Source organism: Tomitella gaofuii (genome assembly GCF_014126825.1).
GTDB lineage: Bacteria > Actinomycetota > Actinomycetes > Mycobacteriales > Mycobacteriaceae > Tomitella > Tomitella gaofuii.
In genome coordinates, this window is record NZ_CP059900.1 from 4,020,939 (window position 1) to 4,033,793 (window position 12,855).

The window sequence follows — 12,855 nt, forward strand, 5'->3', positions numbered from 1 at the left end:
TGGCCCCCGGACGGTGGTTTCCCACCGTCCGGGGGCCACAGAATGTGAATCTAGTGTCATTCCCGGATCCTCGGTGCCTACAGACGATGCGCATCCGGCCCGCGGGCGGCACCATCGGAGTCATGATCGATTCCGCAGACAGCAACGCAGATCCGCAGATCGCCCTGAACTCGGGCCGGAGCATCCCGCAGCTCGGCTACGGCACCTTCAAGGTGGCCCCCGCCGACGCCGCCGCCGCGGTGGGCGCCGCGCTGGAGACCGGCTACCGGCACATCGACACCGCGCAGATGTACGGCAACGAGGCCGAGGTGGGCGCCGGGATCGCCGCCTCCGGGATAAGCCGCTCGGACCTGTTCCTCACCAGCAAACTCAACAACAACAACCATCGGCCCGACGATGCCCGCCGCTCGTTCGAGGAGTCGCTGGCGAAGCTCGGCACCGACTACCTCGACCTCTTCCTCATCCATTGGCCGCTGCCCACCCGATACGGCGGCGATTTCGTCAGCACGTGGAAGGTGCTCGAGGAGTTCGCCGCGGACGGCCGTGCCCGCAGCATCGGCGTCTCCAACTTCCAGGTGCCGCACCTGCAACGCCTGCTCGGCGACGCCGACACGGCCCCCGCGGTGAACCAGGTGGAGGTGCACCCGCGGTTCGGCAACGAGGAGGTGCGCACGTTCTGCCGCGAACAGGGCATCGCCGTGGAGGCGTGGTCGCCGCTGGCGCAGGGCGCCGTGATGGACGAGCCGGTGGTGCAGGAGCTCGCGGAGTCGCTCGGCCGCACCGCCGCGCAGGTGGTGCTGCGCTGGCACCTGCAGCGCGGCGACATCGTCTTCCCCAAGTCCATGTCACCGGCGCGGATGCGGGAGAACTTCGCCTTGTTCGACTTCGAGCTGGGCGGCGACGCGATGGCCCGGCTCTCCTCGCTCGACCGCGGCGCGGACGGCCGCGTGGGCCCGGACCCGGACACCTTCGACCGGGTCTGACCCGCACCGGGTGCCGGCCGGTCAGGCGGTCACGGCCATGCCCAGCCGGTCCAGGATGCCCGACACCCAGTCCGTGTATCCGATACCGCCGGGCGGGGTCTCGGCCACCTCGACCACCGGGACCCCGGCGGCCTCAGCATCCTGGCGCACCGCGCGCGCGGCCGGGCCGTCCGCCTGCGTGTTGTACACCAGCGCGGCCACCGTCCCCTGCGCCAGGAGCTCCCGCATCCGCGCGATGTCCGCGGGAGCGGGGTCGCTGCCGTGCTCCATGGCCTCGCCGAACCCCGGCGGCGTGAGGTCCTCGACGCCCGCTCGCTCGAGCAGGTAGTGCGCCACCGGTTCGGTGGACAGCACCGGGGCCGGCGCCTGCGCGGCGATCGCGTCGGCCTGCTCTCCGAGTTCCGCCAGGCGCGCGCGCAGCGCCGCGGCCCGCGAGCGGTATCCCGCCGCGTGGTCCGGATCGCGCTCCGCCATGCCCTCGGCCAGGGCGTCCGCCGCGGCACCAACGGTGTCGAAGTCGAACCAGACGTGCTCGTTGACACCGCGCTCGCCGGCACCGTGATCGTGCGCCGCGTGCCCGTCGCTGCCGGCGGCACCTCCGTGGCCGGCGTCCCCGTGCAGCGCGTAGGCGTCGATGATCTGCGCGCCGCCGCCCGCGCTGCGGACCAGGCCTGCGACGAAGTCGTCGTACCCGCCGCCGTTCATGACGACGATGTCCGCGTCGGCCACCGTGAGCACATCCCCGGCGGCGGCCTCGAACTCGTGCGGGTCCGCCCCGGCGGGGATGATCGTCGTGGTCGTCGCCGTGTCTCCGCCCACGGCCGCAGCGATGTCCTGCCACACCCGCGTGGATGCGACGACGGTGACGGCGGCCCCGTCCGCCGCGCCGCCACCGGATCCGGTCCCGGACCCGCATGCCGATGCGCCCAGCGCGGCGACGACGGCCGCCACCGCCAGGCCTGCCCGTCCGGCGCGGCCCACCCTGCACCGCGGTACGCGCCGCGCAGCGGCTCCATCCGTGTCCATCGTCCCGGTTGCACGTACTCGCTTGAACATCCGCATCCTCACGCCCGTGGGCCCGCGGCCGCGGGCCCGTCCGGCATCACTATTGCATATGATAATCATTAACAATAGTGGAGACGCCGGGAACCGGACATGCCCCGGCCCTCCCCTCGTGATGACGACGGGGAGGGCCGGGGGTGTGCGGTGATTCCGGGGGCTACCCGCCCGTGACCTCCTTGCGGATGCGCTCGACCACCGACGAGTCGGCGAGCGTGGTGGAGTCGCCCGGCTCGCGGTTCTCGGCGATGTCGCGCAGCAGGCGGCGCATGATCTTGCCCGAGCGCGTCTTGGGCAGTTCCTCGACCAGCATGATCGAGCGGGGGCTGGCGATCGCGCCGATCTCCTCGCGCACGTGCTGACGCAGGATGGCGACGATGTCGTCGCCGCCGCCTTGCGCGCTCTCCTTGAGGATCACGAACGCCTCGATCGACTGGCCGGTGGTGGCGTCGGCGGCGCCCACCACGGCGGCCTCGGCGACGGCGTCGTGGGAGACCAGCGCCGACTCGATCTCGGTGGTGGACAGGCGGTGGCCCGAGACGTTCATGACGTCGTCGACGCGGCCGATCACCCAGATGTCGCCGTCCTGGTCGCGCTTGGCGCCGTCCCCGGCGAAGTACACGCCCGGGAAGCGATCCCAGTAGGTGCGCTGGAAGCGGTCGTCATCGCCCCACAGGGTGCGCAGCATGCCGGGCCAGGGCTCCGTGACCACCAGGTAGCCGCCCTCGTTGTTGCCGACGGGCTGCCCCTCCTCGTTGTAGACGTCGGCGACGATGCCGGGCAGCGGGCGCATGGCGGCGCCGGGCTTGGTGGCCGTGACGCCGGGCAGCGGGCTGATGAGGATCTGCCCGTTCTCCGTCTGCCACCACGTGTCGACCACCGGGGTGCGGTCGCCGCCGATGTTCTTGCGGTACCAGACCCACGCCTCGGGGTTGATGGGCTCGCCCACCGAGCCGATGAGGCGCAGCGAGGAGAGGTCGTACTCGGCGGGGATCTGGTGGCCCCACTTCATGAACGTGCGGATGGCCGTGGGCGCGCAGTACAGGATGGTGGCCTTGTACTTCTGCACGATCTCCCACCAGCGGCCCTGGTGCGGGGTATCGGGCGTGCCCTCGTACATGATCGAGGTGGTGGCGTTGGCGAGCGGACCGTAGACGATGTACGAGTGCCCGGTGACCCAGCCGATGTCGGCGGCCGTCCAGAAAACGTCCGTCTCGGGCTTGATGTCGAACACCGCGTAGTGCGTGTACGAGGTGCCCACCATGTAGCCGCCGGTGGTGTGCAGGATGCCCTTGGGCTTACCCGTGGTGCCCGACGAGTACATGATGTACAGCGGGTGCTCGGCGTCGAAGGCTTCGGGGGTGTGCTGGGCCGACTGCCCGTCGACGGCGTCCGACCACCACTTGTCGCGCCCCTCGGTCCAGTCGATCTCCTGGCCGGTGCGCTTGACCACCAGCACCGTGTGTACGTCGGGGCAGCTCTTGAGCGCCTCGTCGACGGCCGCCTTGAGCGGCGACGCCTTGCCCTTGCGGTAGCCGCCGTCGGCGGTGATGACGAATTCGACGCCGCAGTCCTGGACGCGGTCGGCGATGGCCTTGGACGAGAAGCCGCCGAAGATGACGGTGTGCGGGGCGCCGATGCGGGCGCACGCGAGCATCGCGAACACCGTCTCGGGGATCATCGGCATGTAGATGGCCACGCGGTCGCCGGTCTTGACGCCCAGCTCGATCAGCGCGTTGGCCGCCTTGCACACCTCGTCCTGCAGGTCGGAGTAGGTGATGGTGCGGGTGTCGCCGCCTTCGCCTTCGAAGTGGTAGGCGACGCGATCGCCCAGGCCGGCCTCCACGTGCCGGTCCACGCAGTTGTAGGTGGCGTTGAGCTTGCCGCCCACATACCACTTGGCATGCGGGGCGCCCGACCAGTCGAGGACGTCGGTGTAGGGCTCGGCCCAGGTGATGCGCTGCGCGGCCTCGTCCCAGAAGCCCAGTCGGTCCTTCTCGGCGAGCTCGTACGCGTCGGCCTTGACGTTGGCGTTCGCCGCGAAATCGGCCGGCGGCGCGAAGGTGCGACTCTCGCGGGCGAGCGCGGCGATTGTCTGCTCTGTGGACACTGTCATCGTCTCCTTAGTGATGTCCGTGCCGGGTACTTTCCATCGTGCTCGCACGGGAGCGGTCTGTGGGACGGAACATGCCGACTGCCGGGCCGAAGGGCCCGGCCCGGCAGTCCGGGGTTCAGCGCGGCCCCACCGGCAGCACCGTCTTCTTGAAGGTCGCGTTGGTCACGACGGCGAAGGACGTGTACCAGGCGGCGATGGCCGTGAGGATGCCGAGCCAGCCGCCCGCGTGCGCCACGGCTTCGCTTCCGGAGAAGTCTCCGGCGGCGAGCACGAAGTAGGTGGGGGCCAGCAGCAGGAGGACCGTGAAGATGGCCCAGTTGGTGCGCAGCGACGCGACGAGCATGTAGGTGGTGAAGATGCCCCATGCGAGCAGATAGACCGCGACGCCGTGTTCGGCACTGTTGCCGGGGAGGCCGGTGAGGTCGGTGTAGCTGGTCAGGTACCAGAACGAGATCCAGAACCCGCCGTACGAGCAGAACGCGGTGGCGCCGAAGGTGTTGCCCTTGGCGAACTCCCACAGCCCCGCCGCGAACTGCACGATGCCGCCGTACGCGAGCGCGAGACCGAAGACCACCGGCTCCGCGTCGACGAGGCCGGCGTTGACGACGCTGAGCACGAAGGTGGTGAGAGCGAACGCGCCCAGGCCCAGCGCCCCGGGATCCGCTATGTGCGCACCCGGGATGCGGCTGGTCGATGGCTGTGTCATGGCCCCTCCTCGATCATTCCTATCCAGTGAACAACTGCACTTCAGCGTAGGCATAGTGACGTGGAGCACAAGGGCCGAAGGCGCGCCTCCCCCCTAACGGGGGTGGGGTTCGGCCCGCTGCCGCGCGCGCCTGAGCATTGCGTGCTCGCGACACCACAACGCAAGCCCCACCAGCGGGAACGCTCCGCCCGCAAGGCAGACGCCGGCCCAACCGAATGCGGGGTAGATCAACGCGGACGCCACCGAGCCCACCGACCCGGCGGTGAAGTACGTGGTCATGTAGGCGGTGTTGAGGCGGCTGCGGGCCTCCGGGCGCAGCGGATAGAACACCGACTGGTTGCTGATGTGCGTCCCCTGGATCCCCAGGTCCAGCAGAGCCACGCCGACGGCCAACAGCACGACATGCGTCCGTCCCGCACCCAGCAGTGCGAACGATGCCACGGTGAGCGCCAGGAAGACGCCGGTCTGAATGTGGGCGAATCCGCGGTCGGCGAGTCGGCCGGCGAATCGCGCGGCCACAGCCCCGGCCACACCGAACAGCGTGAAGAGGCCGATCCGCGCATCGGACCACCCGTAGTCCGGGCCCGCCAGGACGAATCCGATGGACGTCCAGAACACGCCGAACGACGCGTAGGTGGCCATGCCGTAGCCGATGCGCAGCCGCAGCACCGGCTCCTCGGCGACGATGGTGATCACCGAACGCAGAAGCCTGCCGTAGGTCAGCGGGGCCCCGTCCGCATCGCGCGCGGTGCCGGGCGACGACGGCAGCATCCGCACCAGCACGCAGGTGACCAGCATCAGACCCGCAGCGACCACGAAGACGGCGCGCCAGCCCGCCACCGACGCGATGAGCCCCGACACCACCCGCGACAGCAGAATCCCCAGCAGCAGGCCGGTCATGACGTTGCCGATCACCCGGCCGCGTTCGTCCTCCCGCGCCAGTTCGGCGGCCAAAGGCACAAGAACCTGGCCGACCACCGAGCCGAGACCCACCAGCACCGCCGCCGCCGCCAGCACCTGCCAGCCCGGCGCGAAGACCATCGCAAGCAGGCAGGCGAACGTGCCGAGCAGCAGCACGGTGAGCATGCGCCGCCGATCGACAAGGTCGCCGAGCGGCACGAGCAGCGCCAGACCGAGCGCGTACCCCACTTGCGAGGCTGTGACCACCAGCCCGACCGCAGTGGTCGACGCATGCAGGTCGCCGGCGATCGTGTCGACCAGCGGCTGGGCGTAGTAGCTGTTGGCCACCACCAGGCCCGAGGCGAGGGCCATGATCAGCACCAGGCGCGGGTCGAGCCGTCCATGCGGCCGCGCCGGCCCCTGCTGTTGCGGTGCCGACGCCGTCGGGTCCTGCGCCGTCGCCTTCCTGTTCCGTGGTTCCGTCATAGGTCGATCGTCGACGTCCGTGATTGCACTGTCCAACACATCAATGCGATGTGATTAACCACAATCGCTTGTGACTGCAGGTAGGTTGACCGGATGGACCCACGCAAGCTCGAGCACTTCGTGGCCGTGGCGGAATCCGGCAGCTTCACCCGGGCCGCGGCGGAGTCCCGCATCTCCCAGTCCGGGCTCAGCGCGTCGATCCGAGCGCTGGAGGACGAGCTGGGCTTTCTCCTCTTCGAGCGCACCACGCGGCATGTGCTGCTCACATCCGCCGGCGCGGCGCTGCTCCCGCATGCCCGTCGGATCCGGCTCGAAGTCGCGGCGGCGCGTGCCACGGCCGCCGCAGTCCGCAGCGCGGACTCGGGTTCCCTGGCGCTCGGAGCGGTCCAGACGTTCACCGCCGTCGACCTGCCCGCCGCCATCGCCGGCTTCCACGCCGCCCACCCGGCGGTGGAGGTGACGTTGCGCGAGGCGCCCACGCTCGACCTCATGGCCGATGTCATGGCGGGCAGGCTGGACCTGGCATTCGTCGCCCTCGACGCCGCCCCCGTCCCAGCGGGCCTGAGCACGCTCGTCGACTACGCCGAGACGCTCAGCCTCATCGTGGGCGACGATCACCCCCTGGCGGGGCGGGACGAGGTGCGGCTCGACGAACTGGCGCGCGTCCGATTCGTCGACTTCCAGGCGGGCCTCGGGCTGCAGACGTTCGTCGAGTCGCTTTTCGACAACGCCGGTGTCGGCAGGAACATCACCTTCCGCACCTCCGAGATGGACCAGGCGCTGGCGCTGGTGCGGCACGGACTCGGCGCAGCGGTCGTACCCGCGCCCATCGCGCAGCGCAGCGGCCTGCCGTGTATCGCACTCGCACCGGGGCCACCGGCGCGTACTCTCGCCCTCATCGGCCGCGCGGCACTTCCACTCACCAATCCCGCGGCACGCGCTTTCACAGCGATGCTGGGCCTTCCCGCATGATTCCCGCCGCACGGCGCACACCCGTGCACTCCTGGGCTCCAACGACGCATTCAGCACGCTGAACAGCACGTTCGCGGCGTAATCGGGGCTCAAAATCCGTGACGTGATGCACAGATGACCTATGGCCTCCATCACAATTCCGGCGAATTCAGACCGCCGGCTGCGCTCCATTCCCGGCGCCCACCAGCGACGATTCAACCCGCTATGCGGCACGTCACGAATAACGGCGTGTAGATCTGCCCGTGACCTTCTCGTGATCTTCCCCTAGTGTCGTCGGCAGCCCGAACACAGCGGGTGAACGTCGGACCGCCGCCGCATCCTGCCCCGCGATCCGACAGACCGAAAACCTTCGAGGGCAGGGTGCGCACGCGGAATCAGCACAGGCGGGCACAGCGGACCGGGCGATCGCCCCGTCGACGCGGCCCACCACCCGCATCACAGCGGCACGGAGAGGAAAGACTTCACATGACCGGAATCACCATCAAGCGCACGCTCGGCACCGTCGCCGCCGCCGGGATCGTCATCGGCGCCCCCCTGGCCATCGGGGCCGGCACCGCGTCGGCGGCCGACTGGTCCGGCGTCGCCCAGTGCGAGTCCGGCGGCAACTGGTCCACCAACACCGGCAACGGCTATTACGGCGGGCTCCAGTTCAGCCCGTCCACCTGGGCGGCCAATGGCGGCACCGGCAGCCCCGCCAACGCCAGCAAGGCCGAGCAGATCCGCGTGGCGGAGAACGTCCTGCAGACCCAGGGCCCCGGCGCCTGGCCCGTGTGCGGCCAGTACCTCAGCGGCGGCGGCACCGGCGGCGACGGCGGGCAGCAGACCCAGACCACCTCCTACCAGGAGACCTCCTACGACCAGTCGGGCGGCCAGCAGGACACCTCCGACAGCACCTCGTACGAGCAGGCCCCCGCCACCGATACCGGCTCGTCGGCCTCGCAGCTGACCCAGAACGCCGACGGCACCTACACCGTCAAGCTGGGCGACACGCTCTCGCAGATCGCCCTCGCCTTCGACGTTCCGATGGGCGAGCTGGCACCGCAGGTGGCCGACATCAACCTCATCTTCCCCGGCCAGATCATCGACCTGGTGAAGTGACCCCGGCGTCGCCGGTCGCATGACCCGCGCGTCTGCAGCATGAACCACGCGTCTGGGACGCGCACCTGATCGCGGACGATCACACGAGACCCCCGGGCCCCGCCCGGGGGTCTCGCGCGTCCGGTGATGCCCCCGCGCCGTTGCCCGCACTCTTCCCCGGGCGGCGCTCCGGGAAAACCTGGCCGCCGTCCCATCTCTACGTGGGCAATCGGTAATTCAACCTGAACATCCGTCCCATTTTGTACCGCAAGCACAAACCATCACGGAAACTCGGTCACGCGCGCACATGCGCGGATCATGCCTGCGCAAGTACTGTCAAAGGCAGGGCGCCCGACGAGCGGCTCGACTCCCTCATGAGGCGCCCGATGTGCGTGAACCCGCCGGCAGGCACAGCCGCCGCGGGCTCCGGGCAGCGTAACCCCCCGATGCTGCGCGTGAGACGCACACCCCGGCCGCGCCCACCCCTCCCCCCATTGGGGTGCGGCCGGGCCCCAACTTCCCCGCCAGGACGCGACGGGCCGCAGCCACTCCTCAGGCGACGAGCACCTCGGACCCCAGCCAGTAGCAGATCAGCACCGCCAGTTCGATGCTCGACCGGTTCTGCTGCAGAGGCCGCCCCAGCATCTCCTCGGCGCGCCGGATCCGGTACTTCACCGTGTTGGCGTGCAGGTGCAGTGCCGTCGCCGCCGACTTGTGGCTGGCGCCGTGCAGGTAGAACATGCGGATGGTTTCGCGCAGACGCGCGGCCGACTCATCATCGTCCGCAAGCGGTCCCAGCGTCTCCGCCACCCACGAGGACGTCGCGCGCAGGTCGGTGCACAGCATCGCGACCGCGGACAGGCCGGGCTCGTCGTAACCGGTGGCCCTGCCGGCCGGGCGGTCCGCCATCGCCGCCACCGACCGCGCGAGCATCGCGTGCTCGTGCGAACGCCGGAAACCGTCGATCCCCTGACCCACCGTTCCCAGGGCCACGGACACCCGCGGGCCCGGGCGCGGAGAACGGCCGGCGGCGTCGGGCGCGCGGTCCCACGCCGCGCGCACCCGCCCCCCGTCGAGCAGCATCCCGGTGATCTGGTCGAGCGGGTACCACGCCCAGACGCTCAGCTCGTCGGCCGTCACCGCCAGCGGCGCACCCGCCGCGCCCACGATCCCCCCGAGCGAACGCACCGCACGCTCCAGCGTCCCCGGTCCGCCCGCGCGGTCCGCGTCCTCGGGCAGCCACAGCACCGCCGCGATGTGGGCCTGGTCGAGGTCGTAGTGCAGGTACGAGGCGGCATCGCGTTCACCGTCGCCGTCGAGGACCCTGCGCACCTGTTCGACGCGCAGGCTGTTCCCACCTGTGTGCCAACGGTCTCGCTCCTCGCAATAGATCCCGGTGAGTTGCTCGGTGATCGAGTCGATGTACTCGTACGACAGGCGCAGCGTGTGGCGCACCGCGGCGAGGATGACCTCGGGTTCCGCCCGGCGGCCACGCTCGGCGGCGTCTCCCGGCGCGCCCGGACCGGTCAGCAGCACGGTCATGCGCCGCAGGAAGCCGTCCTGCATGGCCGCGAGCCCCATCCGGTACGAGCGGACGAGCACCTCCACGGGGACCTCGTGCTGCGCCATCCGACGGGCGAACTCCGCCGCCGCGGCGGGCGGAGAGATGCCCCCGGCGGGAATCCCGTGCCGCAGCGCATGCAGCACGGTCTCGACATTGCTGGCGATGCTGGCGCGCAGCAGATCGGCCCAGTGCCGGTCGCCGCGCATCTCCGGGAAATGCGACTCCAGCAGCTCTTTCACCTCGGCCGAGTTGGCGTCGAGATCACGCTCCATGTTCGCCGCCACGTCGACGACGACGTCGCCGACCAGATCGCCTGCCGCGTCCGCGTGCGGATCCATCACCGGATGCGCGCGCTCAGAGCGACCGTTGATGGGTACTCCCGCCATGGCTCCCAAGATAGTCGCACGGAGCGCCGCCACGCACCGGCGGCCCGCACGGACGGCAGGCATTCCGCCTCCCTGCGCAGGCGCCGCATGGTACGACCGTTCATGACGAGTGGAGGCACACGTGACGCCCGAACCGACCGCACCCGGACTGCCCCCGGTCACCGGCAGCCTGTATCCGGGCACCGTCGCCGAGTCGACGCCGGACAAGGCCGCGGTGATCCGCCCCGCGACGCAGGAGGTGCTCACCTACCGGGACCTCGAAAGCCGCTCGCGACGGGTCGCCCACTATCTGCGCGGCGCCGGGCTGCGCCCCGGCGACCACGCCGCCATGATGTCCGGCAACGACGTGCGGATGATGGAGGTCTACTGGGGCGCCCTGCGCAGCGGCCTCTACATCACCGCCGTCAACTGGCAGCTGACGGCGGCGGAGGCCGGGTTCGTCATCGACGACTGCGGCGCCCGCGCACTGTTCGTCTCCGCCGAGGCCGCCGCGGCCGTGGACGGTGAGCTTCCCGCAGTACCGCACCGTGTCGCGTTCGGGGGCGCCGTCGCCGGGTACGACGACTACGACACGGTGCTCTCCGCCCAGCCCGACGCACCGCTCGACGGGCAGCCGCGCGGCCAGGACATGCTGTACTCGTCGGGCACCACGGGGCGGCCCAAGGGAATCCGGCCGCCGCTGCCGGAGGGGGCGGTCGATGAGGTACCGGACCCGTACACCGCGGTGTTCAAACCGATCTACGGATTCGACTCCGACTCGGTGTACCTGTGCCCCGCGCCGCTGTATCACGCCGCGCCGCTGCGATTCTGCGGAATGGTGACGTCCATCGGCGGCACCGTGATCCTGATGGACCGCTTCGACGCCGAGGACTCGCTCCGGCTGATCGAGCGCCACCAGGTGACGCACAGCCAGTGGGTGCCCACGATGTTCGTGCGCATGCTCAAACTCGACCCGGCCGTGCGGGAACGCTACGACGTGTCCAGCATGCGCTGCGCGATCCACGCGGCCGCGCCCTGCCCCGCGGAGATCAAACGCCGGATGATCGAGTGGTGGGGGCCCGTCATCAACGAGTACTACGCCGCCACCGAAGGCGTGGGGGCCACCTTCATCGACTCCGCGCAGGCGCTGGCGCATCCGGGATCGGTGGGGGTCAGTGTGCTCGGACCGGCGCACATCTGCGACGAGCAGGGCGTCGAACTGCCGGCCGGCCAGGTGGGCACCGTCTACTTCGAACGCGAAACCGCCACCTTCGAATACCACAACGATCCGGGGAAGACGCAGGCCACCCGGCACCCCGACCACGACAACTGGGCCACCACCGGCGACATCGGGTACCTCGACACCGACGGGTTCCTCTACCTCACCGACCGTGCGGCCTTCACCATCATCTCCGGTGGCGTCAACATCTACCCGCAGGAGTCCGAGAACGTCCTCACCGTGCATCCCGACATCCTCGACGTCGCCGTCATCGGGGTGCCCGACGACGAGCTGGGCGAGGTGCCCCTCGCCGTCGTCGAACCCGCGCCCGGAGTGCGGCCGGGACCCGAACTGGCCGACGCACTGCTCGCCTACGTCCGTGCCGAGATCGCCCACTACAAGGTGCCGCGGTCCGTGGTCTTCGTCGACGAGCTCCCGCGCACCCCCACCGGCAAGCTCGTCAAGCACCGGCTGCGCGAACGGTTCGGTTGACCGGGCCGCGCCCTACCCGCCCGTCTGCGCCCGGTACGCGCCCGGCGGCGTCCCGATGACCGCGGCGAACTCCCGCGCGAAGTGCGCCTGGTCGCTGTACCCGAGCTCCTGCGCCACGTCCGCCAGCGGGGCGTGCGGGTCGTCGCGCAGCACGGTGGCCGCCTCCTGGAGTCGGCGCCGGTTGATGAGCCACTTGGGCGAGTAGCCGATGCGCCGCCGGCAGATCCGTTGCAATCGGCGCTGGTCCAGCGCGAACCGGGCGGCGATGTCCGCGACCCGGACGAGCGTGGCGTCCGATTCCACGGCGTCGACGATCGCGTTGATCAGCAGCCCTTCGTCGTCGATGACGAACTGCCGCAGCCACTCCGCCACCAGAGTCACCACGGCGTCGTCCACTGCGGTGTCCACCGCCGGACCGGGATCGGCAGTCTCACCCGCCATCACCGTCCGGACCGCCGGCACCAGCCGCCCGCTCCCGGGCACGTCGTGCACCGCTCCCGCGATCTCGTCCATGGGGCGGCCGGTGAGGATCGTGCCGGCCGCCGGCCGCAACAGGATCCCCACGCCCCAGGACCTTCCGCGCAGGTCGATCGTGGACAGGCCGCGCTGCGGTCCGTACAGCGCCGCGGCCGCCGGTTCGATGACCACGTTGGCGCCCGGGTATTCCAGGACGGGCTGCGTCAGGACCTCGCCGGCGGGCAGGTCCCACCGCGGGATCCACACGTGCCGGGCCAGCGCCGCGACGTCGTCGGGCACGCTCAGACGCCGCATCGTCACCCGCCGGTCCGGCCGCACGACCCCCTTGCTCAGCGGCGGTCCGCCCGCGGCCCCGCCAGGCTCCTCAGCGGCCCTGTCAGCGCCCCCATACCCCGTCCGGTCCACCCCGCCAAACTACCCCCGGTGCTGTCGCATTAGT

10 protein-coding genes are annotated in these 12,855 nt (G+C 70.5%); 4 read left to right on the plus strand and 6 right to left on the minus strand.

The genetic code is table 11. From position 1 onward, the window contains the following. The first annotated feature begins 122 nt into the window (after nt 1-122). Complete coding sequence (locus tag H4F70_RS18595) at nt 123-983, plus strand: aldo/keto reductase (protein WP_182358297.1); 861 nt, start codon at nt 123-125, stop codon at nt 981-983. Nucleotides 984-1,004: 21 nt separating this feature from the next. Here H4F70_RS18595 and H4F70_RS18600 read toward each other — a convergent pair whose 3' ends face one another. From H4F70_RS18600 to H4F70_RS18615, 4 genes are all read right to left on the minus strand, one after another. Further along, nucleotides 1,005-1,964 (minus strand): metal ABC transporter solute-binding protein, Zn/Mn family, encoded by a 960-nt coding sequence (locus H4F70_RS18600; RefSeq protein ID WP_182358298.1) that lies wholly within the window; start codon nt 1,962-1,964, stop codon nt 1,005-1,007. 238 nt (nt 1,965-2,202) lie between these two features. Then, nucleotides 2,203-4,158, minus strand: coding sequence for an acetate--CoA ligase (gene acs / locus H4F70_RS18605; protein WP_182358299.1), 1,956 nt, complete (start codon nt 4,156-4,158; stop codon nt 2,203-2,205). A 115-nt stretch (nt 4,159-4,273) separates the two neighbouring features. Further along, nucleotides 4,274-4,864, minus strand: coding sequence for an acetate uptake transporter (locus H4F70_RS18610; RefSeq protein WP_182358300.1), 591 nt, complete (start codon nt 4,862-4,864; stop codon nt 4,274-4,276). Nucleotides 4,865-4,957: 93 nt separating this feature from the next. Further along, entirely contained in the window at nt 4,958-6,250 is a 1,293-nt protein-coding gene (locus H4F70_RS18615; RefSeq protein WP_338064875.1) for an MFS transporter, read from the minus strand. Nucleotides 6,251-6,343: 93 nt separating this feature from the next. Between H4F70_RS18615 and H4F70_RS18620 the strand changes: the two genes are divergently transcribed. Next, nucleotides 6,344-7,222 carry a LysR family transcriptional regulator gene (locus H4F70_RS18620; protein ID WP_182358301.1) on the plus strand — a complete coding sequence of 293 codons (879 nt, stop codon included), beginning with the start codon at nt 6,344-6,346 and terminating at the stop codon, nt 7,220-7,222. 465 nt (nt 7,223-7,687) lie between these two features. Beyond that, nucleotides 7,688-8,320 carry a transglycosylase family protein gene (locus tag H4F70_RS18625; RefSeq protein WP_182358302.1) on the plus strand — a complete coding sequence of 211 codons (633 nt, stop codon included), beginning with the start codon at nt 7,688-7,690 and terminating at the stop codon, nt 8,318-8,320. 531 nt (nt 8,321-8,851) lie between these two features. Here H4F70_RS18625 and H4F70_RS18630 read toward each other — a convergent pair. Further along, nucleotides 8,852-10,249: a PucR family transcriptional regulator gene (locus H4F70_RS18630; protein ID WP_182358303.1), complete on the minus strand. Its 1,398-nt coding sequence runs from the start codon at nt 10,247-10,249 to the stop codon at nt 8,852-8,854. A gap of 169 nt (nt 10,250-10,418) precedes the next feature. On the opposite strand from H4F70_RS18630, the gene H4F70_RS18635 reads away from it, so the two are divergent. Beyond that, the gene (locus tag H4F70_RS18635) at nt 10,419-11,939 is read left to right on the plus strand and encodes an AMP-binding protein (protein ID WP_182360524.1); all 1,521 of its coding nucleotides are present in this window, start codon (nt 10,419-10,421) and stop codon (nt 11,937-11,939) included. 12 nt (nt 11,940-11,951) lie between these two features. Here the strand turns inward: H4F70_RS18635 and H4F70_RS18640 are convergent, their stop codons facing one another. Continuing rightward, a complete protein-coding gene (locus tag H4F70_RS18640) occupies nt 11,952-12,821 on the minus strand; it encodes an AraC family transcriptional regulator (RefSeq protein WP_182358304.1) in 870 nt (289 codons plus the stop codon). Between the last annotated feature and the right edge of the window lie 34 nt (nt 12,822-12,855).

Coding starts and splice junctions, on each gene's coding strand:
- H4F70_RS18625 (WP_182358302.1), top strand. CDS start 7,688: ATGACCGGAATCACCATCAAGCGCACGCTCGGCACCGTCGCCGCCGCC.
- H4F70_RS18615 (WP_338064875.1), bottom strand. CDS start 6,250: ATGACGGAACCACGGAACAGGAAGGCGACGGCGCAGGACCCGACGGCG.
- H4F70_RS18630 (WP_182358303.1), bottom strand. CDS start 10,249: ATGGCGGGAGTACCCATCAACGGTCGCTCTGAGCGCGCGCATCCGGTG.
- H4F70_RS18620 (WP_182358301.1), top strand. CDS start 6,344: ATGGACCCACGCAAGCTCGAGCACTTCGTGGCCGTGGCGGAATCCGGC.
- H4F70_RS18610 (WP_182358300.1), bottom strand. CDS start 4,864: ATGACACAGCCATCGACCAGCCGCATCCCGGGTGCGCACATAGCGGAT.
- acs (WP_182358299.1), bottom strand. CDS start 4,158: ATGACAGTGTCCACAGAGCAGACAATCGCCGCGCTCGCCCGCGAGAGT.
- H4F70_RS18595 (WP_182358297.1), top strand. CDS start 123: ATGATCGATTCCGCAGACAGCAACGCAGATCCGCAGATCGCCCTGAAC.